Origin of the sequence: Pseudomonas sp. B8(2017), from assembly GCF_002113575.1 — a bacterium.
Lineage (GTDB): Bacteria > Pseudomonadota > Gammaproteobacteria > Pseudomonadales > Pseudomonadaceae > Aquipseudomonas > Aquipseudomonas putida_Z.
Map to the genome: position 1 here is coordinate 23,007 of NZ_NEIO01000001.1, position 24,013 is coordinate 47,019.

Genomic DNA, 24,013 nt, shown 5'->3' on the forward strand with positions numbered 1-24,013 from the left:
CGAGGGCGATCATGGCAGAACTGACCACGTTGGCCCGACCTTACGCTAAGGCTGCCTTTGAGCATGCCCAGGCCCATCAGCAACTGGCCAATTGGTCAGCCATGCTCGGCCTGGCTGCTGCGGTGTCGCAAGACGACACCATGCAGCGCCTGCTCAAGGCCCCGCGACTGACGAGCGCAGAAAAGGCCGCCACGTTCATTGACGTGTGCGGTGACAAGTTCAATGCACAGGCACAGAATTTCATTCATGTTGCCGCGGAAAACGACCGTCTCCTGCTTCTGCCGGAGATTGCCGCCCTGTTCGACCTGTACAAGGCCGAGCAAGAGAAATCCGTGGACGTGGAAGTCACCAGTGCCTTCGCGTTGAACCAAGAACAGCAAGACAAACTCGCCAAGGTTCTCAGTGCACGGTTAGGCCAGGAAGTGCGCCTGCACGCGTCGGAGGATGCCAGCCTGATTGGCGGCGTCGTCATCCGCGCTGGTGACCTGGTAATCGATGGCTCTGTTCGCGGCAAAATCGCGAAACTGGCCGAAGCATTGAAATCTTGAGTTTGAAGGGGCAGCAGAGCAATGCAGCAACTCAATCCTTCCGAAATTAGTGAAATCATCAAGGGCCGCATCGACAACCTCGATGTGAGCTCCCAAGCCCGTAACGAAGGTACCGTTGTTTCGGTATCCGACGGTATCGTGCGGATCCACGGTCTGGCCGACGTCATGTACGGCGAAATGATCGAGTTCCCTGGCAGCGTATTCGGCATGGCCCTGAACCTGGAGCAAGACTCCGTTGGTGCAGTGATCCTGGGTGCCTATGACACCCTCGCCGAAGGCATGAGCGCCAAGTGCACCGGTCGCATCCTGGAAGTTCCGGTCGGCAAAGGCCTGCTGGGCCGCGTCGTCGACGCTCTGGGTAACCCGATCGATGGCAAAGGTCCTCTGACCACCACCGAAACCGACGCGGTCGAAAAGGTCGCTCCAGGCGTGATCTGGCGTAAGTCGGTAGACCAGCCTGTACAGACTGGCTACAAGTCCGTCGACGCCATGATCCCTGTCGGCCGTGGCCAGCGCGAGCTGATCATTGGTGACCGTCAGATCGGCAAGACCGCCATGGCCATCGACGCCATCATCAACCAGAAAGACTCCGGTATTTTCTGTGTTTATGTTGCTGTCGGCCAGAAGCGTTCCACCGTTGCCAACATCGTTCGCAAGCTGGAAGAAGCCGGTGCCCTGGCCAACACCATCGTGGTCGTTGCCAGTGCTTCGGAATCCGCCGCACTGCAGTTCCTGGCGCCATACGCCGGCTGCACCATGGGCGAGTTCTTCCGTGACCGCGGTGAAGACGCCCTGATCGTTTACGATGACCTGTCCAAGCAGGCCGTTGCCTACCGTCAGATCTCCCTGCTGCTGCGCCGTCCACCAGGACGTGAAGCGTACCCAGGTGACGTGTTCTATCTCCACTCCCGTCTGCTGGAGCGTGCATCGCGCGTTTCGGAAGAGTACGTCGAGAAGTTCACCAATGGTGCAGTGACTGGCAAAACCGGTTCCCTGACCGCCCTGCCGATCATCGAAACCCAGGCTGGCGACGTTTCCGCGTTCGTTCCGACCAACGTGATTTCCATCACCGACGGTCAGATCTTCCTGGAATCGGCCATGTTCAACTCGGGCATCCGCCCTGCAGTGAACGCCGGTGTTTCGGTATCCCGCGTAGGTGGTGCCGCTCAGACCAAGATCATCAAGAAGCTGTCCGGTGGTATCCGTACCGCTCTGGCTCAGTACCGTGAACTGGCTGCATTCGCCCAGTTCGCTTCCGATCTGGACGAAGCGACCCGCAAGCAGCTGGAGCATGGTCAGCGCGTTACCGAGCTGATGAAGCAGAAGCAGTATGCGCCGATGTCCATCGCGGACATGGCCCTGTCGCTGTACGCCGCTGAGCGTGGCTTCCTGACTGACGTAGAAGTCTCCAAGATCGGTAGCTTCGAGCAAGCACTGATCGCCTTCTTCAACCGTGATCACGCTGAACTGATGGCGAAGATCAACGTGAAGGGTGACTTCAACGACGAAATCGACGCAGGCCTGAAAGCCGGTATCGAGAAGTTCAAGGCCACCCAGACCTGGTAAGCCGCAGCGGGGGCTCAGGCCCCCGCTTGCTAACCTGATAGGTGATACATGGCAGGCGCAAAAGAGATTCGCAGTAAGATTGCGAGCATCAAAAGCACGCAAAAAATTACCAGCGCCATGGAGAAAGTGGCGGTCAGCAAGATGCGCAAGGCACAAATGCGCATGGCTGCTAGCCGTCCTTACGCGGAGCGTATCCGCCAGGTGATCGGTCATCTGGCCAACGCCAACCCGGAATACCGCCACCCGTTCATGATCGAGCGCCCTGTAAAGCGCGCCGGTTATATCGTGGTGAGCAGTGACCGTGGTCTGTGCGGTGGCTTGAACACCAACCTGTTCAAGGCCCTGGTCAAGGACATGAACGAAAACCGCGAACAGGGCGTGGAAATCGACCTGTGCGTGATCGGCAGCAAGGGTGCGACTTTCTTCCGCATCTTTGGCGGCAACGTCGTAGCCGCGATCAGCCACTTGGGCGAAGAGCCATCGATCAACGATCTGATCGGCTCCGTCAAAGTGATGCTGGACGCCTACCTGGACGGCCGTATCGATCGCCTCTCGGTGGTTTCGAACAAGTTCATCAACACCATGACCCAGAAGCCAACGGTCGAGCAATTGGTACCGTTGGTGGCAACCCCGGATCAGGATCTCAAGCATCACTGGGATTACCTGTACGAACCCGACGCAAAAGAGCTGCTGGACGGCTTGATGGTGCGTTACGTGGAGTCGCAGGTGTACCAGGCGGTGGTCGAGAACAACGCTGCTGAGCAAGCGGCCCGGATGATCGCCATGAAGAACGCCACAGACAACGCCGGTGATTTGATCAAAGAGCTTCAGTTGATCTACAACAAGGCGCGTCAGGCTGCGATCACCCAGGAGATCTCGGAAATCGTCGGCGGCGCTGCCGCGGTTTAACGGTTCAAATATTCAGAGGATCCAGCTATGAGTAGCGGACGTATCGTTCAAATCATCGGCGCCGTCATCGACGTGGAATTCCCACGTGACGTCGTGCCGAGTGTTTACAACGCGCTGAAAGTACAAGGCGCGGAAACCACCCTGGAAGTTCAGCAGCAGCTGGGCGACGGCGTGGTTCGTACCATTGCGATGGGCTCGACCGAAGGCCTGAAGCGCGGTCTGGAAGTCGTTGACTCCGGCGCTGCCATTTCCGTTCCTGTTGGTAAGGCCACCCTGGGCCGTATCATGGACGTACTGGGCAACCCGATCGACGAGGCCGGCCCGATTGGCGAAGAAGAGCGTCGCGGTATCCACCAGCCAGCGCCTTCGTTCGCTGACCAGGCAGGCGGCAACGACCTGCTGGAAACCGGCATCAAGGTTATCGACCTGGTTTGCCCGTTCGCCAAGGGTGGTAAGGTTGGTCTGTTCGGTGGTGCCGGTGTCGGCAAGACCGTAAACATGATGGAACTGATCCGTAACATCGCCATGGAACACAGCGGTTACTCCGTGTTCGCTGGTGTGGGTGAGCGTACTCGTGAGGGTAACGACTTCTACCACGAGATGAAGGACTCCAACGTTCTCGACAAGGTAGCGCTGGTCTACGGTCAGATGAACGAGCCACCAGGAAACCGTCTGCGCGTAGCGCTGACCGGCCTGACCATGGCCGAGAAGTTCCGTGACGAAGGTAACGACGTTCTGCTGTTCGTCGACAACATCTATCGTTATACCCTGGCCGGTACCGAAGTATCCGCACTGCTGGGCCGTATGCCTTCGGCAGTAGGTTACCAGCCGACCCTGGCTGAAGAGATGGGCGTTCTGCAAGAGCGTATCACCTCCACCAAGGAAGGTTCGATCACCTCCGTTCAGGCCGTATACGTACCTGCGGACGACTTGACCGACCCGTCGCCAGCGACCACCTTCGCCCACTTGGACGCCACCGTCGTTCTGTCCCGTGACATCGCCTCCCTGGGTATCTACCCAGCGGTCGACCCACTGGACTCGACTTCGCGCCAGCTGGACCCGAACGTGATCGGCAACGAGCACTACGAGACCGCTCGTGGCGTTCAGTATGTTCTGCAGCGCTACAAAGAGCTGAAGGACATCATCGCGATCCTGGGTATGGACGAACTGTCCGAAGCCGACAAGCAACTGGTAGCCCGCGCTCGTAAGATCCAGCGCTTCCTGTCGCAGCCGTTCTTCGTGGCCGAAGTCTTCACCGGTTCGCCAGGCAAGTACGTTTCCCTGAAAGACACCATCGCTGGCTTCAGCGGCATCCTCAAAGGTGACTACGACCACCTGCCAGAACAGGCGTTCTACATGGTCGGCAGCATCGACGAAGCGATCGAGAAAGCCAAGAAACTGTAATTCCTGCGCCCCGCAAGGGGCGCTATCAGGTTGAGGCAAGCAGATGGCTATGACAGTCCATTGCGATATCGTCAGCGCGGAAGGAGAGATCTTCTCCGGCCTGGTCGAGATGGTAGTTGCGCACGGTAACCTAGGTGATCTTGGTATCGCTCCGGGTCACGCGCCGCTGATCACCAATCTCAAGCCTGGTCCGATCACGCTGACCAAGCAGGGTGGCGCCCAAGAGGTGTTTTACATCTCTGGTGGTTTCCTCGAGGTTCAGCCGAACATGGTCAAGGTGCTTGCCGATACCGTGCAACGTGCTGCAGACCTGGATGAAGCTCAGGCTCAGGAAGCCCTCAAGGCTGCCGAGAACGCCCTGAATCTGAAAGGCGCGGACTTCGACTACGGCGCCGCCGCCGCACGTCTGGCCGAGGCCGCAGCTCAGCTGCGTACCGTCCAGCAAATGCGCAGAGGCAAGTAATCGGCCCTCGGCTGATAACTTCTGTAGCGATTGAGTAAAAGGGTAGCCTCGGCTACCCTTTTTCTTTTTCTGATTTCTCCCCCCGGTCATTTCACTGACCACCCAGGATTGGTAGCCAGTAATGTCACTCGATATCGTTATTCTCGCCGCCGGCCAAGGCACCCGCATGCGCTCGGCGCTGCCCAAGGTGCTGCACCCGGTAGCCGGCAACTCCATGCTCGGCCATGTTATCCACAGCGCGCGCCAGCTGCAGCCGCAAGGTATTCATGTGGTCATTGGCCATGGGGCCGAGCTGGTTCGCGAGCGCCTGGCCGCCGACGACCTGAACTTCGTCATGCAGGACAAGCAGCTGGGTACCGGCCATGCGGTTGCCCAGGCACTACCGGGCTTGACCGCCGAAACCGTGCTGGTGCTGTACGGTGATGTGCCGTTGATCGAAGTGGAAACCCTGCAGCGTCTGCTGGCCAAGGCCAACGAGCAGCAGCTGGGCCTGCTCACGGTGACCCTCGACGACCCGACCGGCTATGGCCGCATTGTGCGTGACGAGCAGGGCAAGGTGACCGCCATCGTTGAGCACAAGGACGCCAACGATGCGCAGAAAGCGATCAAGGAAGGCAACACCGGTATTCTGGCCCTGCCAGCCGCGCGCCTGGCCGACTGGATGGGCCGTCTGTCGAACAACAACGCTCAGGGCGAGTATTACCTGACCGACGTCATCGCCATGGCTGTGGCCGATGGCCTGGTGGTGGCTACCGAACAGCCGCACGACCCGATGGAAGTGCAAGGTGCCAACGACCGCCGCCAGTTGTCGGAGCTGGAGCGCCACTACCAGTTGCGCGAAGGCCGTCGCCTGATGGCCCAGGGTGTGACCCTGCGCGACCCGGCGCGCTTCGATGTCCGCGGTGAAGTGACCGTTGGCCGTGATGTGCTGATCGACATCAACGTGATTCTCGAAGGCAAGGTGGTCATCGAGGACGATGTGCAGATCGGCCCTAACTGCGTGATCAAGAACACCACCCTGCGCAAAGGCGCAGTGGTCAAGGCCAACAGCCACCTCGAAGGCGCCGTGATGGGCGAGGGCAGCGATGCCGGCCCGTTCGCCCGCCTGCGCCCGGGCAGTGTGCTGGACGCCAAGGCCCATGTGGGTAACTTCGTCGAACTGAAAAACGCCCACCTCGGGGAAGGCGCCAAGGCCGGTCACCTGACTTACCTGGGCGATGCCGAAATCGGTGCACGCACCAACATCGGCGCCGGCACCATCACCTGCAACTACGATGGCGCCAACAAGTTCAAGACCGTGATGGGCGAGGACGTGTTCATCGGCTCGAACAACTCGTTGGTAGCGCCTGTGGAAATCAAGGCTGGTGCGACCACTGCTGCCGGATCGACCATCACCCAGACCGTGGAGGCAGGCGACCTGGCGGTGGCTCGTGCCCGTCAGCGCAACATCTCGGGTTGGAAGCGGCCGGAGAAGATCAAGAAGAGCTGAGTTATACACAGCTGTTTCGATCGAAAGCCGACTTATGTGAATAAGTCGGCTTTTTTCTTGGTCGTTTGGTGTTACTTGTGGGAGCGGCCTTGTGTCGCGAAAGGGCTGCGAAGCAGCCCCGGCAATATTCGCGTTACCTGTGAAATCATTGGGGCCGCTTTGCGGCCCTTTCGCGACACAAGGCCGCTCCCACAAGGGCATGGCGATTGCCGGAAGAAACTATCCACAGGCAGTGACACCTTGACGAATCGCTCATCTTAGGTTTTGATTGCCACCATTATCTTTCGAATCGAAACTTAAGCGCTCATGTCGAAACGAAACACCCCTCAGCGGCGGCACAACATCCTGGCTTTGCTCAGCGAGCAGGGCGAGGTGAGTGTGGACGCGTTGGCCAAGCGTTTCGCTACCTCGGAAGTCACCATCCGCAAGGACCTCGCTGCCCTCGAAACCAACGGCCTGTTGCTACGGCGCTACGGTGGCGCGGTCCCGGTGCCACAAGAGTTGCTCGGTGAACCTGCCCAGCCGGTGTCTTCCTATAAAAAGGCCATCGCCCGCGCCGCCGTGGCACGTATCCGCGAACATGCGCGCATCATCATCGACAGCGGTAGCACCACGGCAGCCATGATCCCCGAACTGGGGCGCCATCCTGGCCTGGTGGTGATGACCAATTCGATGAACGTGGCCCGCGCTATCTGCGACCTCGAACACGAGCCGGTGCTGCTGATGACCGGTGGCACCTGGGACCCGCATTCGGAGTCGTTCCAGGGCCAGGTGGCCGAGCAGGTGTTGCGCTCCTACGATTTCGACCAGCTGTTCATCGGCGCCGACGGCATCGACCTCGGTCGTGGTACCACCACCTTCAACGAACTTCTCGGGCTGAGCCGGGTCATGGCCGAAGTCGCCCGTGAAGTGATCGTGATGGTCGAATCGGACAAGGTAGGGCGCAAGATCCCCAACCTCGAGCTGCCCTGGGGCAGCGTGCACACCCTTATTACTGACGAACGCCTGCCTGCAGCGGCACGCGAACAAATTCAAGCCCGCGGCATCAACCTGATCTGCGCCGCGATCAGCCAGGAGCAATAAACCATGTGTGGAATCGTTGGTGCCGTCGCCGAGCGCAACATCACAGCCATCCTGATCGAAGGCCTCAAGCGTCTTGAGTACCGCGGGTACGACAGCGCCGGCCTGGCCGTCCTCACCCAGAACGGTGAACTGCAGCGCCGTCGCCGTATCGGCAAGGTCAGTGAACTGGAAGCCGCTGTTGCCGCCGAGCCACTGGCCGGCCAGCTGGGCATCGCCCACACTCGCTGGGCCACCCACGGTGCGCCGACCGAGGGCAACGCCCACCCGCACTTCTCGGGCAATGAAGTGGCCGTGGTGCACAACGGCATCATCGAGAACCACGAAGAACTGCGCGAAGAGCTGAAGGGCCTTGGCTATGTCTTCACTTCGCAGACCGATACCGAAGTCATCGTCCACCTGATCCACCATACCCTGAAGAGCGTTCCGGACTTGACCGATGCCCTGAAGGCTGCGGTGAAGCGCCTGCATGGTGCTTACGGCCTGGCGCTGATCAGTGCCAAGCAGCCTGACCGCCTGGTAGCCGCACGCAGTGGCAGCCCGCTGGTCATCGGCCTGGGCCTGGGCGAGAACTTCCTGGCGTCCGACCAGCTGGCCCTGCGCCAGGTCACCGACCGCTTCATGTACCTGGAAGAAGGCGACATTGCTGAAATCCGCCGTGACCAGGTCTCCATCTGGGACCAGGATGGCCACAAGGTCCAGCGCGAAACCGTGCAGTACCACGAAGGTGCCGAAGCTGCCGACAAAGGCACCTACCGCCACTTCATGCTCAAGGAAATCCACGAGCAGCCAAGCGTGGTGCAGCGCACCCTGGAAGGCCGCCTGGGCAAGGACAACGTGATGGTCCAGGCCTTCGGCCCGCAGGCTGCCGAACTGTTCGCCAAGGTGCGTAACGTGCAGATCGTTGCCTGCGGTACCAGCTACCACGCCGGCATGGTCGCCCGTTACTGGCTGGAAAGCCTGGCCGGGATCCCGTGCCAGGTCGAAGTGGCCAGCGAGTTCCGTTACCGCAAGGTGGTAGTGCAGCCGGACACCCTGTTCGTCTCCATCTCGCAGTCTGGCGAAACCGCCGACACCCTGGCCGCACTGCGCAACGCCAAGGAGCTGGGCTTCCTCGGCAGCCTGGCGATCTGCAACGTCGGTATCAGCTCGCTGGTGCGTGAGTCGGACCTGACCCTGCTGACCCTGGCCGGCCCGGAAATCGGCGTGGCCTCGACCAAGGCCTTCACCACTCAGCTGGTTTCGCTGATGCTGCTGACCCTGGCCCTGGGCCAGGTGCGCGGTACCCTGGAAGCCGGCGTCGAAGCCGGGCTGGTCGAAGAACTGCGCCGCCTGCCGGCCCGCCTGGGCGAAGCCCTGGCCATGGACGCCACCGTCGAGAAAATCGCCGAGCTGTTCGCTGACAAGCACCACACCCTGTTCCTCGGCCGCGGTGCGCAGTACCCGGTGGCGATGGAAGGTGCGCTCAAGCTCAAGGAAATCTCCTACATCCACGCCGAAGCCTACCCGGCAGGCGAGCTGAAGCACGGCCCGCTGGCGCTGGTGGACAACGACATGCCGGTGGTAACCGTTGCGCCGAACAACGAACTGCTGGAGAAGCTGAAGTCCAACCTGCAGGAAGTACGCGCCCGTGGTGGCGAGCTGGTAGTGTTTGCAGACGAGCAGGCCGGCATGACCAATGGCGAAGGTACCCACGTGATCAAGGTGCCGCACATCGCCGACGCCTTGGCGCCAATCCTGTACACCATCCCGCTGCAGCTGCTGTCTTACTACGTCGCCGTGCTCAAGGGCACCGACGTGGACCAGCCGCGTAACCTGGCCAAGTCGGTTACGGTCGAGTAAGCCAGAAGCCAGGGGCGCTTTGCGCCCCATCGCGACACAAGGCCGCTCCTACAGGAGAACGCAATTTCCTGTAGGAGCGGCCTTGTGTCGCGATGGGCTGCAAAGCAGCTTCTCGGCTATCTCACATCAAATCTGCATCGCCATCCCGTCCACATTCATCGCTGCCTGGCGCAAGGCCTCGGAGCGGGTCGGGTGGGGGTGGCAGGTGAGGGCGATGTCTTCCGCCGAGGCCGAGAACTCCATGGCCACGCAGAACTCACCGATCATCTCGCTGACACTTGGGCCTACCAGGTGTACACCCAGCACTTCGTCGGTCTCGGCATCGGCGATGACCTTGGCGAAGCCTTCGGTCTCGTGGTTGATCTTGGCCCGGCTGTTGGCCGTGAACGGGAACTTGCCGACTTTATAGGCACGCCCTTCGGCCTTGAGCTGCTCTTCGGTCTTGCCCACGGTGGCCAGCTCCGGGCGGGTGTAGATCACGCCAGGGATAAGGTTGTAGTTGACCTCGTGGGGCTTGCCGGCGATGCGTTCGATGCAGGCCACCGCTTCGTCTTCGGCTTTGTGCGCCAGCATCGGGCCGGAGGTGACGTCGCCAATCACCCAGATACCCGGCACGGAAGTGCGGTGGTGGTCGTTGCCGAGCATGCCGCGCTTGTCGGTTTCCAAGCCCACGCTTTCCAGGTTGAGCCCTTTGGTATAGGGGCGGCGGCCGATGGCGACCAGTACATAGTCAGCTTGCAGCGTTTCTGCGGTGCCACCGGCGGCCGGCTCCAGGGTCAGGTTCACGCCTTCGGCGCTGGCGCTGGCGCTGGCCTGGGTCACCTTGCTGCCCAGCTTGAACGCCATGCCTTGCTTGGCCAGGGCCTTCTGCAGGGTCTTGGCGGTTTCTTCGTCGGTGCCCGGGCAGATGCGGTCGAGGTATTCGATGACCGTGACCTGGCTGCCCAGGCGGCGCCATACCGAACCCAGCTCAAGGCCGATCACGCCGGCGCCGATGACGACCAGGTGCTTGGGCACCTGTGGCAGCGACAGCGCGCCAGTCGAGTCGATGATGCGCTGGTTGTCGATGGTCACGCCCGGCAGGGGCGTAGGTTCGGAGCCGGTGGCAATGACAATGTCCTTGGCCTGCAGTGCGGTTTCGCTACCGTCCTCAGCCTTGACCACGACCTTGCCGACGCCATCCAGGCGGCCCCAGCCCTTGATCCAGTCGACCTTGTTCTTGCGGAACAGGTACTCGATGCCCTTGGTCAGGCCGGCCACGCTCTCGTCCTTCTGTTTCATCATCTGGGCGAGGTTGAGGTTAGGTTTGACTTCGATACCGAGGTGGGCGAACTCGTCACCACTGGCGGCTTCATATAGCTCGGAAGCATGCAGCAGTGCCTTGGAGGGCATGCAGCCCACGTTCAGGCAGGTGCCACCCAATGTCGAGCGGCCTTCCACGCAGGCTACGCTCAGGCCCAGTTGGCCGGCGCGGATGGCTGCGTTGTAGCCGCCAGGGCCACCGCCGATGATCACCACGTCATAGGATTTCATGGGTTCAACTCCAGGATGAAGAAGCGCAAGAGGGGCACAAGGTTAAGCTGAGATGCAAAAATTGTATACAATCTGCTGCGTGGATAAGATCAGTTGGTTCTAGACCATGGTCTCGTTTAGAGGAAACATCCCACGAATGAACTACTCTGATCCGGCGACGTTCGAAATATCAGGCGTCGTGGCCAAATACGGACAGGAGGGTCGTTCATGCTTGCGCAACTTCCACCGGCACTGCAAAGCCTGCATCTGCCGCTGCGGCTGAAACTGTGGGACGGTAACCAGTTCGATCTGGGGCCTAGCCCGCAGGTCACCATCCTGGTCAAGGAGCCACAGCTGATCAGCCAGTTGAGCCACCCGAGCATGGACCAGCTGGGCACAGCTTTCGTCGAAGGCAAGCTGGAGCTGGAGGGCGATATTGGTGAAGCCATCCGCGTATGCGATGAGCTGAGCGAAGCGCTACTGACCGATGAGGACGACGCTCCACCGGAGCGCCGGGCCCATGACAAGAGCACCGACGCCGAAGCCATTTCCTACCATTACGATGTTTCCAACGAGTTCTACCAGCTATGGCTGGATCAGGACATGGCCTACTCGTGCGCCTACTTCCGCGAGCCGGACAACACCCTGGATCAGGCACAGCAGGACAAATTCGATCATCTGTGCCGCAAGCTGCGCCTGGATGCAGGAGAGTACCTGCTCGACGTCGGCTGCGGATGGGGCGGGCTGGCGCGTTTCGCTGCTCGTGAATATGGCGCCAAGGTGTTTGGTATCACCTTGAGCAAGGAGCAACTCAAGCTCGGTCGCGAGCGGGTGAAGGCAGAGGGGTTGGCCGACAAGGTCGACCTGCAGATTCTCGACTACCGCGACCTGCCTCAGGATGGCCGCTTCGACAAGGTTGTCAGCGTTGGCATGTTCGAGCATGTGGGGCATGCCAACCTGGCGCTGTATAGCCAGAAGCTGTTCGGTGCCGTGAGGGAAGGGGGGCTGGTGATGAATCACGGTATCACCGCCAAGCATGTCGATGGCCGCCCGGTCGGGCGTGGCGCTGGCGAGTTCATCGATCGCTACGTCTTCCCCCATGGCGAGCTGCCGCACCTGTCGATGATCAGTGCCAGCATCTGTGAAGCGGGCCTGGAGGTGGTAGACGTGGAAAGCCTGCGTTTGCACTACGCCAAGACCTTGCACCACTGGAGCGAGAACCTGGAGAACCAGCTGCACAAGGCGGCGGCGCTGGTGCCCGAGAAGACCTTGCGCATCTGGCGTCTGTACCTGGCCGGGTGTGCCTATGCCTTCGAGAAGGGCTGGATCAACCTGCATCAGATTCTGGCCGTGAAGCCGTACGCCGATGGGCACCATGACCTGCCTTGGACGCGTGAAGACCTGTATCGCTGAATTGCTCCAAAGCACGCAAGCGCGACACCGTACCCTGTGGGAGCGGGTTTACCCGCGAATGCGTCGGTACAGCCACTGACGTCTTCGCGGATAAACCCGCTCCCACAAGGTCCGCGATACCCATAGAGGGGCCTACTCGCATCAGAGAATCGGCGAAATCAGCCGCGCAATCCGCATCCCCAGTTGCTGCAGCCGATGAGTATCGCGGCTGTCCTCCGCAGTAATTTCCCGTGCCTGTTCAAAGTCATTGTTCAGCATGTTCTCGACCTGGTCAGCGAAGCCGCGGTCGACCGTGAGCAGGGTGATTTCGAAGTTCAGGCGGAACGAGCGGTTGTCCAGGTTGGCACTGCCGATCGCGCTGACATCGTCATCCACCAGCACCACCTTCTGATGCAGGAAGCCCGGTTGGTAGCGGAACATGCGCACACCCGCACGTACCGCTTCGAAGGCGAAAAGGCTGGAGGCGGCATAGACGATGCGATGGTCCGGGCGTGACGGAATCAGCACTCGCACATCGACCCCACGCAGTACCGCCAAACGCAACGCGGCGAACACCGCCTCGTCGGGGATGAAGTACGGGCTGGTGATCCACACGCGCCGGGTGGCTGAATGGATCGCCTCAAGGAAGAACAGCGAGCAGGTTTCCTGTGGGTCGGCCGGGCCGCTGGCCAAGGCTTGGCACAGCACGCCGTTGTCCGGGTAGGCATCCGGCAGAATCAGCGGCGGTAGCTGGCGCGTGGCCCAGTACCAGTCTTCGGCGAACGATTCCTGCAGGCAGGCCAGCACCGGCCCGCTGATCTGCACATGGGTGTCGCGCCAGGGTGAGAGCTGCGGGTGGCCACCGAGGTACTCATCGCCCACGTTGTGCCCGCCGATGAAACCGAGCAAGCCATCCACCACCACGATCTTGCGGTGGTTACGGAAGTTCACCTGGAAGCGGTTGAACCAGCCACGACGGGTTGCGAAGGCATGAATCTGTACACCACCGTCGCGCAGCAACTGGCTGTAGCTTGCCGGCAAGGCATGGCTACCGACACGGTCATACAGCACGAACACCCGCACCCCCTCGGCGGCCTTGCGCAGCAGCAGTTGCTGCAGCGCTTTGCCAAGGTTGTCGTCATGGATGATGAAGAACTGCACCAACACCACGTCGCGGGCTTTTTCGATGGCGGCGAATATTGCATCGAATGTTGCCTTGCCATCGATCAGCAGCTTCACCTCGTTATTGGCAAGGCAGGGCATGCGCCCGAGCTTGGGCATGGCGCGCAAGGCCGCATAGCTTTCCGACTCGCGGGCGGTAAGGGCTTCTTCTACCCAAGGCCGCCAGTTGAGGTTGGCCATGGCCACATGCATTTCCTGGTTGGCCTGGCGCCGGGCCTTGATGTAGGCATAGAACGAGCGCGCACCGAAGATCAGGTAAGGGATCAGGGTGAGGTAGGGGATGAAGAACAACGGCATGGCCCAGGCGATTGCGCCTTGGGCAGTGCGCACAGTGAACAGTGCGTGCAGTGCGGCGACGATACCCAGCAGGTGAACCAGGCCGAGTAGGTAACCGAAGAAGTAGGGGCTGTGGTAGTCCATATGCATCCTGCTTGCCGAGTACACTTGAGTAACAGAACACGTTCCCGGTCCGCCTTGCAACCTGCAGGTGGATTTGGCGTCTAAGGCTCAGCCCGGCCCGCTTGGCCGGCTTTTTCCAGGAGCGTTCGTCCATGAAGATTCGTCTGCCACTGTTGGCGTTGGCCCTAGGTGTGAGCAGCCCGCTGGTGCATGCTCAGATGCTACAGCCAGGTTTGTGGGAGCTGACCACCAGCAACATGCAGGTCGATGGCAAGCCGTTACCCGACATGGAGTTCATGCTCGGCCAGTTGAAGAACTTGCCGCCAGAGCAGCGCGCGATGATGGAAGGGGTGCTGGCCAAGCAGGGAGTGACTGTTGGGGGTAAGGGGGTGCGCTCTTGCCTGACGCCAGAACAGGTGGCAACCAACGATATCCCACTGCAGGACCCGAAGTCAGGGTGTACCCAGAAGATCACCGACCGCACCGGCAATGTGTGGAAATTTCAGTTCAGCTGCCCCAAAGCGCAGGGCAGTGGCCAGGCGACATTCCTCAGTGACCGGGAATTCACCACCCAGGTCAACGGTACGTTCAACGCCTCGGGTGTACAGCAGCAAGGCAGCATGAACACCCGTGCCGTGTGGTTGGGTAATGACTGCGGCTCGGTCAAGCCGCGCAGCTGACATCCCATTGCCACTGGCTGGTCGCGACAGCATCGTGGGCATGCAGGCTTTCTGCATGTTCCACGCGCAGCTTGAAGGCCGTGGTCCATTCCATTTGCCGTAGCGCCTTGTGCAGGCGTCGTGCGGCGTCTTCGCAGAACATCAGGTTCTGGCCGTTGGCCAAGGCAAAGGCTTGTTCGTCTGCGCGCTTCACTGCGGTCTGCACCGCTGTCCCCAGGCTTGCTTCTATGCGGTCGATCAACTCGGTGATTGGCAGAACCTGCTGATTGCTGCGCAGTCTTACCTGGATTTGCGCGCTACTACGTTGGCTATGGGGCGTCGCTACGATGCCTTCGGCGCTGCCAAGCCACTGTAAGACTGCAGATTTGTCGACCTGCTCGGCGCTGAAATGCGCCTGGAACTGCTGCTGAATCAGCTGCCGTGCAAGTGCAGCCGAGCATGGGCAGGTCGAGGAGTAAGGGACGGAAACGGATAGTTCCACGTGGAACATTTCATTTTCGATCCTTGCATCGACTGTGACGGCATAGCTTTTCCAACCCTCCAGCGGGCTGATCAATGCAGGCCTTTTTAGCAGATGCTCGAAGCGCAGACGCAGATAGGCGGCGGAAGAAAGGCCTTCGTGGCTGCTGAGGAAGTCAGCCAGCAGCTGGCGGATGGTGAGCGGCGTCAGAGGCTGATGCTCCAACGACTCAAGGGCGAGATAAAGCCGCGACATATGGATACCGCGTGAGCTGCCGTCTACCAGGCTGACGCCGGCATCGACAGTGGCAGCTGCTGTGCGCCCCTCGAACTGCACAGGTTGGGCGATCCCGCACATACCCACCCAGTTCAAAGGCAAGGCGTATTCATGGGTTTGTGCGGCAATGTCGGGGAGCTTGAGCTGAGTCATCTGGTATTCCAAACAAAAGGGAGATCAGCGGCCACCACCGATCAAGCTGCAATGCCGGGAGGGGCACCCTGGCACTTGGCGGGTTCATTTATCCTCCCGGGGGCACTCGTTCGTCACGAACGGCTTGGCGAAATTGTATTGTTACTTTATAACATTGTGCAATGCATCGTTTCGAATGCGCTCGCCTGAAGAGGTTTCGCCATGTCCAACCGTCTCCCTGTCACCGTGCTGTCCGGCTTCCTTGGCGCCGGCAAGAGCACCTTGCTCAACCATGTGCTGCGTAACCGCGACAACCTGCGGGTTGCGGTCATCGTCAATGACATGAGCGAAATCAACATCGATGCCAGCGAGGTGCAGCGCAACGTAAGCCTCAACCGTGCCGAGGAGAAGTTGGTGGAGATGAGCAATGGCTGCATCTGCTGCACGTTGCGTGAAGACCTGCTCGAGGAAGTGGCGCGGCTGGCCGAAGAAGGGCGTTTCGATTATTTGCTGATCGAGTCCACGGGGATCTCGGAGCCACTGCCAGTGGCCGAGACCTTCACCTTCCGCGATGAACAGGGCCGCAGCCTGTCCGACATGGCGCGCCTGGACACCATGGTCACTGTGGTCGATGGCCTGAACTTCCTGCGTGATTACCAGGCAGCAGACAGCCTGGCCAGCCGTGGCGAAACCCTGGGTGAGGAGGACGAGCGCTCGATCAGTGACTTGCTGATCGAGCAGGTCGAGTTCGCCGATGTACTGTTGCTGAGCAAGATCGACCTGATCAGCCAGCACGAACGCGAAGAGCTTATAGCCATTCTGCGCAGCCTCAATGCCCGGGCGCAGATCGTGCCCATGGTCATGGGCCAGGTACCGCTGGAACGCATCCTCGACACCGGCCTGTTCGACTTCGACCAGGCCGCCCAGGCACCGGGCTGGCTGCAAGAGTTGCGCGGCGAGCATGTGCCGGAAACCGAAGAGTACGGCATTGCCGCCACCACCTGGCAGGCCCGGCGCCCCCTTCATCCACAGCGCTTTTTCGATTTTATCCACACGCCCTGGAGCAATGGCCGACTGCTGCGTTCCAAAGGCTTTTTCTGGGTGGCCAGCAAATACCAGGAGGCCGGCAGCTGGTCGCAGGCAGGCGGCATGATGCGCCATGGCCTGGCGGGCCGCTGGTGGCGTTTCGTGCCGCGCGAGCAGTGGCCACAGGATGTGGATAACACCGCCGCGATCTTGAAGAACTGGGTTGCCGAGAGCGGTGACTGCCGCCAGGAACTGGTGTTCATCGGGCAGAATATTGACTTCGAAAAATTATCCACAGCACTCGATGCATGCCTTTTGACCGATCAGGAAATGGAATTGGGGCACATGGGCTGGTTGCGCCTACCCGATCCGTTCGGTCCATGGTATGAGGAGGCCGCAGCATGAACCCTGCACGCAAGCCTGTGGATATTTTCCAGGTATTTGGCGAGACACCGCAGGTGCTGACCGATGTGCTGCAGGATGGCGTGAACCTGGCGGTATGGCGCCGACGCTTGCCGCCACAACTGGAGGACTTTGCCGCGCTGGTAGTCAGCCTCGGCCAGCCCTTGGCAGACCAGCGCGTCATCGATGTGGACGAGCAGCACATGCCGGTATTCACCGAACTCTTGCGCGAAGCGGCCGACTTGCACGGCTATGAGGCATTCGTGGCGGATGTGGCCTGGCTGGTGGCGGCCTATACCTGCCTGGTGGGTGCGCAGCGGGTAGGTTTGCGCCTGCGGGTACTGACAGGCCCGATGTGCCCGCGCTTCCATGTGGATAACGTTCCGCTGCGTCTGCTCACTACCTACGCAGGCCCAGGTAGCGAGTGGTTGAAAGAGGACGCGAGCCCTCGTGGCAACTTACACACAGCAATACTGCCTGTGGATAACGTTCAGCACCTGCAAGCTGGCGACGTGGCTGTGCTCAAAGGTGAAAAGTGGCAGGGCAACGAAGGCGCGGGTCTGGTGCACCGCTCGCCCTCGGGGCAGCTGGGGCGCCTGCTGCTCAGCCTTGACTGGCTGGCCTGACAGCGCATAGTGAGGCATCCCCATCGCCCGAAGCCGCCCCATGCTGCAGAACATTCCCACCCACGTGATTGCCGGCCCGCTGGGGGCCGGCAAGACCACCCTGATCCGTCACCTGCTGGCCCAGCGCCCCGCCAATGAGCGCTGGGCGGTATTGATCAACGAATTCGGCCTGGTAGGCCTGGATGCGGCCTTGCTCAGCCGTGACGAAGACGGCATCGCCATCGGCGAGGTCGCAGGTGGCTGCCTGTGCTGCGTCAATGGCATGCCGTTTCAGGTGGGCCTGGGCCGACTGCTGCGCAAATCCCGCCCTGACCGGCTGTTCATCGAGCCGTCCGGGCTGGGTCATCCCTTGCAGTTGCTTGCTCAGTTGCAAAAAGCCCCTTGGGCTGGAGTGCTGACAATACAGCCCCTTCTGATGGTCGTGGACGCGCAGTCGATGGTCCGGAACGAGCAGCTTCCGGAGGCTCAACAGCAGGCGTTCGATGCTGCTGAAAGCGTTGTCTTGAACAAATCAGAGGCTGTGGATGAAAGTACTAACTTGTTGATAACTAATAGATTTCATCAAAAGAAAATCTTCTGGGCCGTCCAAGGTAGGCTGCCCTTGTCGGACCTTCCGGCTGTAACTAATGGCATTGTCGACAGCTCAGTTGTGGATAACAGGATTGTCGACAATCTTGTAAATCCACCGACAGCGCTATGGGCAGACCCCGGGCAGCCGATCTGTCTTGCACAGCAGGGAGAGGGAGGTTGGAGCATCGGCTGGCGCTGGCACCCTGGCCAGCAGTTTTATCCACAGCGGCTGCAGGCGTTCTTGCGGGCTTGGCCGTGGCGGCGCGCGAAGGGGGTTATCCACAGCGTGGAGGGCTGGCAATCATTCAATGGCCTGAATGGGGACATGCCCGCCTGGCAGCCCAGCGACTGGCGCAGGGATACGCGTATCGAGCTGATTTTCGACCAGCCGCAATCGCAATCCGCGCTGCAGGCCGGGTTGAGCGAATGTCGTGTCAGCTGATCAGTTGCGCCAGCGGTTGTGCTCCTGGCGCCACTGCTGCATCTCGATGACATTGTCGGTGCGCGGTGGGGTCTTGATCTCGAACGGGTAGGGCGCCAGTTCAATCTGCACGCTGTGGGCGCCGAACTGGGTCACGGTACCGGGGTGGCGCTGTTCGCCCGTGACGGTGAACTCGAATGCGTAGACGCGCGCCAGGCGCTTGCGGCCGTTGGCGTCACGGACAAAGGCGATACGCTTGAGAGCGACCGCGTCGTCGAGCAGTTCGAGGTCGAGCTTGGCGCAATGCTGTTTGACCCGTTCCAGGGCTTTCTCGCGCAACCCGTGGTTGTGCCACAACCAGGCGCCTGCCGTGGCGACCAGCATCAGGACGAAGAGGTTTTCCAGGGTCAACATTTGCGTATGCTCCAAACAGGTCGATCCAGCTTAACTGCGTCCCTGGCCTGTCGTACAGGTGGCAATCGAGTTCATACTGCGTTGCGCACAATCCCTGAAACAGCTTTGGAAACCTCCCGCATGAAACGTACCCCGCACCTGCTCGCCATCCAGTCCCACGTGGTGTTCGGCCACGCCGGCAACAGCGCTGCGGTGTTTCCCATGCAGCGTATCGGGGTCAATGTGTGGCCGCTCAATACCGTGCAGTTCTCCAATCACACACAGTATGGCCAGTGGGCGGGTGAAGTGCTTGCCCCCGCGCAAATTCCTGCGTTGGTGGAAGGCATTTCCAACATCGGCGAGTTGGGCCATTGCGACGCGGTGCTGTCCGGTTACCTGGGCAGCGCCGAACAAGGTCGGGCGATTCTGGCCGGCGTCGAGCGGATCAAGGCAGTCAACCCAAAGGCTTTGTACCTTTGCGACCCGGTCATGGGGCACCCTGAGAAGGGCTGCATCGTGCCAGCGGAAGTCAGCGAGTTTCTGCTCGACGAGGCGGCTGCCAGGGCTGACATCCTGTGCCCCAACCAGCTGGAACTGGACAGCTTCTGTGGCCGCCGAGCGCAGTCGCTGGAGGACTGCGTGAACATGGCGCGCAGCCTGTTGCAGCGCGGGCCGCAGGTGGTGCTGGTCAAGCACCTGGCCTACCCCGGGCGCGCCGAGGACCAGTTCGAGATGCTGCTGGTGACCGCCGAGCAAAGCTGGCACCTGCGCCGCCCGCTGCTGGCGTTCCCGCGGCAGCCGGTAGGGGTGGGGGACCTGACTTCAGGCCTGTTCCTGGCCCGCGTTCTGCTCGGCGACAGCTGGGTGCAGGCGTTCGAATTCACCGCTGCGGCCGTACACGAAGTGCTGCTCGAAACCCAGGCCTGCTCCAGCTATGAACTGCAGCTGGTGCGGGCCCAGGACCGCATTGCGCACCCGAGGGTGCGCTTCGAGGCACAGATGCTGGCGCTTTAAATCGCGTCGGTTTTCAGGTCCTGGTAGCGCTTTTCCAGCTCCTGGCGGATCTGTCGGCGCTGCTGGCCCTGCAGGAAGCGGCGCTTTTCTTCACTGCTTTGCGGCTGGCGCGGCGGTACCTGCACCGGGCGACGGTTGTCGTCGACCGCGACCATGGTGAAGAAGCAGCTGTTGGAATGGCGCACCGAGCGCTCGCGGATGTTCTCGGTCACCACCTTGATGCCCACCTCCATCGAGGTGTTGCCGGTGTAATTGACCGACGCCAGGAAGGTCACAAGTTCACCCACGTGCACCGGCTCACGGAAGATCACCTGGTCGACCGACAGGGTGACTACATAGCTGCCGGCATAGCGGCTGGCGCACGCATAGGCCACTTCGTCGAGGTACTTGAGCAGGGTGCCGCCATGTACGTTGCCAGAAAAGTTGGCCATGTCCGGGGTCATCAGGACGGTCATGCTCAGCTGGGCGTTTCCAGGTTCCATAGTGTGCTCACGGTGAGGTTGCGCTGAATCGGGCGAATGGGGGGCATTATCTGCAGACACTTCTGTTCCCCTCTTTTGAATTTGCCTTCCTGGTACGGGACGTTGGCTGACGCTCCATCGTCACGCCGATCATGCCATCAGCGGCGCTTTTCCAGCCGATCTGTTTCTGCATATTGCACCGCCTTTTTGCGGCGGGGTGCGATGTTAACCTGACTACACCCATGCAACATGGGCTTTTCCTGCATTCAAAAAAGTATGTACTTGCTGCTCGCTCAGGGTTGCCTTGGCAGAGGAGCGGTCTGCCCAGGCATCCAGCAACGGACGAGAAAAGGAGTATCACGCCATGCATGCCATCAGCTTCATCCAGGACCTGGCAGTCATCATGCTGGTTGCTGGCGTGGTCACCATTCTCTTTCACCGCCTCAAGCAGCCTGTGGTGCTGGGCTACATCGTCGCCGGCTTCATCATCGGCCCGCACACCCCGCCGTTCGGCCTGATCCACGACGAAGACACCATCAAGACCCTCGCCGAACTGGGGGTGATCTTCCTGATGTTCTGCCTGGGGCTCGAATTCAGCCTGCGCAAGCTGTTCAAGGTAGGCGCCACGGCGTTCATCGCGGCGTTCCTGGAAATCGTGCTGATGATCTGGATCGGCTTCGAGATCGGCCGCTGGTTCGGCTGGAACACCATGGATTCGCTGTTCCTCGGCGCCATCCTGGCGATTTCCTCGACCACCATCATCGTCAAGGCGCTCAACGACCTGAAGATGAAGAACGAGCGTTTCGCCCAGCTGATATTCGGCGTGCTGATCGTCGAGGACATCCTCGGTATCGGCATCATCGCCCTGCTGTCGGGCATCGCCGTCAGTGGCACGGTCAGCTCGGGCGAGGTGTTCTCCACTGTCGGCAAGCTGTCGCTGTTCATGATCGTTGCGCTGGTCATCGGCATCCTGCTGGTGCCGCGCCTGCTGGCCTACGTGGCCAGGTTCGAAAGCAACGAGATGCTGCTGATAACCGTATTGGGCTTGTGCTTCGGCTTCTGCCTGCTGGTGGTGAAGCTCGAGTACAGCATGGTGCTTGGCGCCTTCCTGATTGGCGCGATCATGGCCGAATCGCGCCAGTTGCTGAAAATCGAGAGCCTGATCGAACCGGTACGCGACCTGTTCAGCGCCATCTTCTTCGTCGCCATCGGCCTGATGATCGACCCCCAGGTGCTGATCGACTACGCCTGGCCGATCGTGGTCATTACCCTGGCGGTGGTGTTGGGCAAGATGTTGTCGTGCGGCATGGGCGCGTTCATTGCCGGAAATGACGGGCGCACATCGCTGCGGGTGGGCATGGGGCTTTCGCAGATTGGCGAGTTTTCCTTCATCATCGCCGCGCTGGGCATGACCCTGCAGGTGACCAGCGACTTCCTCTACCCGGTGGCTGTGGCGGTATCGGCAATCACCACGCTGCTGACACCCTACCTGATCCGTGCCGCCGACCCGCTGTCGCTCAAGCTGGGCAAGGTGGTGCCCAGCCGCCTGGCGCGGGTGCTGTCGTTGTATGGCGAATGGTTGCGCAGTATCCAGCCGCAGGGCGAGGGCGCCATGCTCGCGGCGATGATCCGGCGCATCCTGTTGCAGGTTGGGGTGAACCTGGCGCTGGTGATCGCCATCTTCTTCAGTGGTGGCTATTTCGCCGGGCGGATCGGCAACTGGCTCAGCGAGTGGGTCAGCGATGCCAGCCAACAGAAAGCGCTGATCTGGGGCGCAGCGTTGTTGCTGTCGCTGCCATTCCTGATTGCCGCCTATCGAAAGCTCAAGGCGCTGTCGATGCTACTGGCAGAGATGGGCGTCAAACCGGAAACGGCCGGGCGGCATACCCAGCGCGTGCGCCGTGTGATTGCCGAGGTGATTCCGCTGTTGTCGCTGCTGGTGATTTTCCTGCTGCTGTCGGCGCTGTCGGCGAGCATTCTGCCCACCAGCGAACTGCTGCTGGTGATTGCCGTGGTGGCTGCGGTGGTTGTGGCCTTGCTGTGGCGCTGGTTTATCCGCGTGCATACGCGCATGCAGATTGCCTTGCTGGAGACGCTGGAGAACAGCCGCGAGAATACGCACTGAAGGGGGCAATGCTCCCTGCGCAAGATTTCACCGTCGTCCGAGGGGATGGAGCGGTAGCGATGTCGCCAGGCGCAGAAAGCCTGGCGATATTAACTATACCGGTAGCACTAGGCCATAAAATTCCCATTTCTGGGCCGGCCTCTTCGCGGGTAAACCCGCTCCCACAGGTACCGCACAATGATCAGCACCTGTGCAATCCCTGTGGGAGCGGGTTTACCCGCGAAGAGGCCGGCACAGGCAGCATCAAATCAGAGGTTGGAATCAGCTCTCCAGCCAGACATCCCGCGCCCAGTGCCACACCGATTCCCAGCTGTCTTCACCGACGATTTCCTCTTCGGCATCCCACAGCACCACGGTCCCATCCTCTTCGACGCAGTAGTAGTTGTCGCCGTCCTGGCACAGCGGAATCAGGTCTCGTGGCACGCCGGCATCCCAGGCGTTGGCGGCGACTTCTGGCAGGTAGGTATGCGACTGTGGGTCGGTAACGGTCACCGGCTCCAGTGAGCCATACACCACGTCACTGACGGTCAGCAGGAACTCTTTGAACACGAACGGAATGTTGATGAACAGCTCTTCCTCGATTTCGACCAACTGGTCCTCGTCGGGAAGCTCAAGGGGCACCGGCACTGGCTCGTTGGCTTCACGGAGTTGTTCGATCACTTCTTCCACGGTTCACTTCCTCTGACCTAGATGACAACGCTGCGCGTTATACCCTAGTAGGCCACTCTGGCAAAAGCAAAAACCCCGGGACAGGCCCGGGGTTTTTTGTGCAGCACGCAGCGGTTAGCCGTTTTGACGGATACCGGCCACCAGCCAAGGCTGGTTTTCGCCCTGGGCGCGAACCATGTGCCAGCTTTCGCTGAACACTTCGCCCTGGTCGAAGCGCGAGTTTTTCGATACGCCACGGAAGGTCAGGGTGGCGTCGGTACGGTCGGCGCGGTCGTCGACACCGTCCAGCTGTACCTCGAGGTTGTCGATGTAGGTGGACTGGAAGCCATCACCCAGTTCGGCGCGCTCGCGCTTGAGGAACTCGAGCATCTGCGGGGTGACGAACTCGGCGATCTTGTCCATCTCGTTGGCGTCCCAGTGCTGCTGCAGCGCCTGGAAGTGGTTACGGGCAGCAGCCAGGAAGTTCTGCTCGTTGAACCAGGCCGGGGCGTTGATCACCGGGGCGGCTGCGGCAGCAGGTGCGGCCGAACCACCGAAGATCGACGGCTGGGCAGGCTGCGCGTGAGCTTCACGCTGCATCGGCGCATGGCCCGGCATGGCCATTTGCGGCTGCTGCTGGCGGCGGCGCGCGGCGATGAAGCGGAACACCAGGAAGGCGATGAGCGCCACGATCAGGAAGTCCATGATCTGGAAGCCTTCGAAACCGTCGCCCATGAACATGGAAGCCAGCAGGCCACCGGCGGCGAGGCCGGCCAGAGGGCCCAACCAGCGCGAAGCACCGCTGGCGGCCGGAGCGGCACGGCCAGGTGCGGTCGGCGCGGCGGCAGGCGTGGTTGGCGTGGCCTGGCGGGTCTGGTGAATAGGCGCGGAGCCCGAGCTCTTGCCGCCGCCAAAACGCTTGGCGTTGGCGTCCAGGCTCAGCGTCAGGCCGACGCAGAGCGCCAGAGCGATGCTAAGAAAACGTTGCATAAG

22 protein-coding genes are annotated in these 24,013 nt (G+C 60.9%); 15 read left to right on the plus strand and 7 right to left on the minus strand.

Annotation, left to right across the window (positions count from 1 at the left end):
- The first annotated feature begins 11 nt into the window (after window positions 1-11).
- The 8 genes from CAG22_RS00110 (at window position 12) to glmS (ending at window position 9,301) form a co-directional block, all read left to right on the plus strand.
- Window positions 12-548, plus strand: coding sequence for a F0F1 ATP synthase subunit delta (locus CAG22_RS00110; RefSeq protein WP_003253191.1), 537 nt, complete (start codon window positions 12-14; stop codon window positions 546-548).
- 21 nt (window positions 549-569) lie between these two features.
- Window positions 570-2,114 carry a F0F1 ATP synthase subunit alpha gene (gene atpA, locus CAG22_RS00115; RefSeq protein ID WP_013974906.1) on the plus strand — a complete coding sequence of 515 codons (1,545 nt, stop codon included), beginning with the start codon at window positions 570-572 and terminating at the stop codon, window positions 2,112-2,114.
- A gap of 48 nt (window positions 2,115-2,162) precedes the next feature.
- Window positions 2,163-3,023 (plus strand): F0F1 ATP synthase subunit gamma, encoded by an 861-nt coding sequence (gene atpG / locus CAG22_RS00120; protein WP_013974905.1) that lies wholly within the window; start codon window positions 2,163-2,165, stop codon window positions 3,021-3,023.
- A 27-nt stretch (window positions 3,024-3,050) separates the two neighbouring features.
- Window positions 3,051-4,427, plus strand: a complete 1,377-nt coding sequence (gene atpD / locus CAG22_RS00125; protein WP_013974904.1) for a F0F1 ATP synthase subunit beta — start codon at window positions 3,051-3,053, stop codon at window positions 4,425-4,427.
- 43 nt (window positions 4,428-4,470) lie between these two features.
- Complete coding sequence (locus tag CAG22_RS00130; RefSeq protein WP_003260039.1) at window positions 4,471-4,890, plus strand: F0F1 ATP synthase subunit epsilon; 420 nt, start codon at window positions 4,471-4,473, stop codon at window positions 4,888-4,890.
- Between the two features lie 121 nt (window positions 4,891-5,011).
- Window positions 5,012-6,379, plus strand: a complete 1,368-nt coding sequence (gene glmU, locus CAG22_RS00135; protein ID WP_085588874.1) for a bifunctional UDP-N-acetylglucosamine diphosphorylase/glucosamine-1-phosphate N-acetyltransferase GlmU — start codon at window positions 5,012-5,014, stop codon at window positions 6,377-6,379.
- A gap of 306 nt (window positions 6,380-6,685) precedes the next feature.
- Window positions 6,686-7,462, plus strand: coding sequence for a DeoR/GlpR family DNA-binding transcription regulator (locus CAG22_RS00140; RefSeq protein ID WP_015268400.1), 777 nt, complete (start codon window positions 6,686-6,688; stop codon window positions 7,460-7,462).
- A 3-nt stretch (window positions 7,463-7,465) separates the two neighbouring features.
- Window positions 7,466-9,301 carry a glutamine--fructose-6-phosphate transaminase (isomerizing) gene (gene glmS, locus CAG22_RS00145; protein ID WP_085703943.1) on the plus strand — a complete coding sequence of 612 codons (1,836 nt, stop codon included), beginning with the start codon at window positions 7,466-7,468 and terminating at the stop codon, window positions 9,299-9,301.
- A 126-nt stretch (window positions 9,302-9,427) separates the two neighbouring features.
- Here the strand turns inward: glmS and lpdA are convergent, their stop codons facing one another.
- Window positions 9,428-10,834 carry a dihydrolipoyl dehydrogenase gene (gene lpdA / locus CAG22_RS00150; protein ID WP_085703945.1) on the minus strand — a complete coding sequence of 469 codons (1,407 nt, stop codon included), beginning with the start codon at window positions 10,832-10,834 and terminating at the stop codon, window positions 9,428-9,430.
- Window positions 10,835-11,041: 207 nt separating this feature from the next.
- Here lpdA and cfaB point away from each other — a divergent pair, with 207 nt between their 5' ends.
- Window positions 11,042-12,226: a C17 cyclopropane fatty acid synthase CfaB gene (gene cfaB, locus CAG22_RS00155; RefSeq protein ID WP_085703947.1), complete on the plus strand. Its 1,185-nt coding sequence runs from the start codon at window positions 11,042-11,044 to the stop codon at window positions 12,224-12,226.
- A gap of 141 nt (window positions 12,227-12,367) precedes the next feature.
- On the opposite strand, the gene cls is transcribed toward cfaB, so the two are convergent.
- On the minus strand, window positions 12,368-13,807 hold the full coding sequence (gene cls, locus CAG22_RS00160) for a cardiolipin synthase (RefSeq protein ID WP_084785309.1): 1,440 nt from the start codon (window positions 13,805-13,807) through the stop codon (window positions 12,368-12,370).
- Window positions 13,808-13,938: 131 nt separating this feature from the next.
- On the opposite strand from cls, the gene CAG22_RS00165 reads away from it, so the two are divergent.
- Window positions 13,939-14,466 (plus strand): DUF3617 domain-containing protein, encoded by a 528-nt coding sequence (locus tag CAG22_RS00165; RefSeq protein WP_015272374.1) that lies wholly within the window; start codon window positions 13,939-13,941, stop codon window positions 14,464-14,466.
- Here CAG22_RS00165 and folE2 read toward each other — a convergent pair.
- Complete coding sequence (gene folE2, locus CAG22_RS00170; RefSeq protein ID WP_085703948.1) at window positions 14,450-15,355, minus strand: GTP cyclohydrolase FolE2; 906 nt, start codon at window positions 15,353-15,355, stop codon at window positions 14,450-14,452. The two genes, CAG22_RS00165 and folE2, sit on opposite strands and share 17 nt — an antisense overlap.
- Window positions 15,356-15,556: 201 nt before the next feature.
- Between folE2 and zigA the strand changes: the two genes are divergently transcribed.
- Genes zigA through CAG22_RS00185 form a run of 3 tightly spaced genes read left to right on the plus strand, consistent with a single transcriptional unit; the run spans window position 15,557 to window position 18,400 of the window.
- Entirely contained in the window at window positions 15,557-16,765 is a 1,209-nt protein-coding gene (zigA, locus tag CAG22_RS00175) for a zinc metallochaperone GTPase ZigA (RefSeq protein ID WP_085703950.1), read from the plus strand.
- On the plus strand, window positions 16,762-17,388 hold the full coding sequence (locus tag CAG22_RS00180; protein ID WP_075046795.1) for a DUF1826 domain-containing protein: 627 nt from the start codon (window positions 16,762-16,764) through the stop codon (window positions 17,386-17,388). The genes zigA and CAG22_RS00180 overlap by 4 nt, the downstream gene beginning before the upstream one ends.
- 40 nt (window positions 17,389-17,428) lie before the next feature.
- Window positions 17,429-18,400, plus strand: coding sequence for a GTP-binding protein (locus CAG22_RS00185; RefSeq protein ID WP_085703952.1), 972 nt, complete (start codon window positions 17,429-17,431; stop codon window positions 18,398-18,400).
- Here the strand turns inward: CAG22_RS00185 and CAG22_RS00190 are convergent, their stop codons facing one another.
- Window positions 18,401-18,793, minus strand: coding sequence for a DUF3301 domain-containing protein (locus CAG22_RS00190; RefSeq protein WP_015272369.1), 393 nt, complete (start codon window positions 18,791-18,793; stop codon window positions 18,401-18,403).
- A gap of 120 nt (window positions 18,794-18,913) precedes the next feature.
- On the opposite strand from CAG22_RS00190, the gene pdxY reads away from it, so the two are divergent.
- On the plus strand, window positions 18,914-19,786 hold the full coding sequence (pdxY, locus tag CAG22_RS00195) for a pyridoxal kinase PdxY (protein ID WP_085703954.1): 873 nt from the start codon (window positions 18,914-18,916) through the stop codon (window positions 19,784-19,786).
- Here the strand turns inward: pdxY and CAG22_RS00200 are convergent.
- Window positions 19,783-20,268: an acyl-CoA thioesterase gene (locus CAG22_RS00200; protein ID WP_003260046.1), complete on the minus strand. Its 486-nt coding sequence runs from the start codon at window positions 20,266-20,268 to the stop codon at window positions 19,783-19,785. The genes pdxY and CAG22_RS00200 overlap by 4 nt on opposite strands.
- 343 nt (window positions 20,269-20,611) lie before the next feature.
- Between CAG22_RS00200 and CAG22_RS00205 the strand changes: the two genes are divergently transcribed.
- Complete coding sequence (locus CAG22_RS00205) at window positions 20,612-22,372, plus strand: cation:proton antiporter (RefSeq protein WP_085588866.1); 1,761 nt, start codon at window positions 20,612-20,614, stop codon at window positions 22,370-22,372.
- Between the two features lie 261 nt (window positions 22,373-22,633).
- Here the strand turns inward: CAG22_RS00205 and CAG22_RS00210 are convergent, their stop codons facing one another.
- Together CAG22_RS00210 and CAG22_RS00215 are read right to left on the minus strand one after the other, a co-directional pair.
- Complete coding sequence (locus CAG22_RS00210) at window positions 22,634-23,041, minus strand: SMI1/KNR4 family protein (RefSeq protein WP_025341149.1); 408 nt, start codon at window positions 23,039-23,041, stop codon at window positions 22,634-22,636.
- Between the two features lie 114 nt (window positions 23,042-23,155).
- Window positions 23,156-24,010: a Tim44 domain-containing protein gene (locus tag CAG22_RS00215; protein ID WP_013974842.1), complete on the minus strand. Its 855-nt coding sequence runs from the start codon at window positions 24,008-24,010 to the stop codon at window positions 23,156-23,158.
- Between the last annotated feature and the right edge of the window lie 3 nt (window positions 24,011-24,013).

Bases quoted from the DNA above. Each gene is read 5' to 3' on its own strand.
- atpD (WP_013974904.1), top strand. From the start codon at position 3,051: ATGAGTAGCGGACGTATCGTTCAAATCATCGGCGCCGTCATCGACGTG.
- atpA (WP_013974906.1), top strand. From the start codon at position 570: ATGCAGCAACTCAATCCTTCCGAAATTAGTGAAATCATCAAGGGCCGC.
- CAG22_RS00180 (WP_075046795.1), top strand. From the start codon at position 16,762: ATGAACCCTGCACGCAAGCCTGTGGATATTTTCCAGGTATTTGGCGAG.
- cfaB (WP_085703947.1), top strand. From the start codon at position 11,042: ATGCTTGCGCAACTTCCACCGGCACTGCAAAGCCTGCATCTGCCGCTG.
- cls (WP_084785309.1), bottom strand. From the start codon at position 13,807: ATGGACTACCACAGCCCCTACTTCTTCGGTTACCTACTCGGCCTGGTT.
- CAG22_RS00130 (WP_003260039.1), top strand. From the start codon at position 4,471: ATGGCTATGACAGTCCATTGCGATATCGTCAGCGCGGAAGGAGAGATC.
- glmU (WP_085588874.1), top strand. From the start codon at position 5,012: ATGTCACTCGATATCGTTATTCTCGCCGCCGGCCAAGGCACCCGCATG.
- glmS (WP_085703943.1), top strand. From the start codon at position 7,466: ATGTGTGGAATCGTTGGTGCCGTCGCCGAGCGCAACATCACAGCCATC.
- CAG22_RS00215 (WP_013974842.1), bottom strand. From the start codon at position 24,010: ATGCAACGTTTTCTTAGCATCGCTCTGGCGCTCTGCGTCGGCCTGACG.
- pdxY (WP_085703954.1), top strand. From the start codon at position 18,914: ATGAAACGTACCCCGCACCTGCTCGCCATCCAGTCCCACGTGGTGTTC.
- CAG22_RS00140 (WP_015268400.1), top strand. From the start codon at position 6,686: ATGTCGAAACGAAACACCCCTCAGCGGCGGCACAACATCCTGGCTTTG.
- lpdA (WP_085703945.1), bottom strand. From the start codon at position 10,834: ATGAAATCCTATGACGTGGTGATCATCGGCGGTGGCCCTGGCGGCTAC.
- folE2 (WP_085703948.1), bottom strand. From the start codon at position 15,355: ATGACTCAGCTCAAGCTCCCCGACATTGCCGCACAAACCCATGAATAC.
- CAG22_RS00200 (WP_003260046.1), bottom strand. From the start codon at position 20,268: ATGGAACCTGGAAACGCCCAGCTGAGCATGACCGTCCTGATGACCCCG.
- CAG22_RS00190 (WP_015272369.1), bottom strand. From the start codon at position 18,793: ATGTTGACCCTGGAAAACCTCTTCGTCCTGATGCTGGTCGCCACGGCA.
- CAG22_RS00165 (WP_015272374.1), top strand. From the start codon at position 13,939: ATGAAGATTCGTCTGCCACTGTTGGCGTTGGCCCTAGGTGTGAGCAGC.
- atpG (WP_013974905.1), top strand. From the start codon at position 2,163: ATGGCAGGCGCAAAAGAGATTCGCAGTAAGATTGCGAGCATCAAAAGC.
- CAG22_RS00205 (WP_085588866.1), top strand. From the start codon at position 20,612: ATGCATGCCATCAGCTTCATCCAGGACCTGGCAGTCATCATGCTGGTT.
- CAG22_RS00110 (WP_003253191.1), top strand. From the start codon at position 12: ATGGCAGAACTGACCACGTTGGCCCGACCTTACGCTAAGGCTGCCTTT.
- CAG22_RS00185 (WP_085703952.1), top strand. From the start codon at position 17,429: ATGCTGCAGAACATTCCCACCCACGTGATTGCCGGCCCGCTGGGGGCC.
- zigA (WP_085703950.1), top strand. From the start codon at position 15,557: ATGTCCAACCGTCTCCCTGTCACCGTGCTGTCCGGCTTCCTTGGCGCC.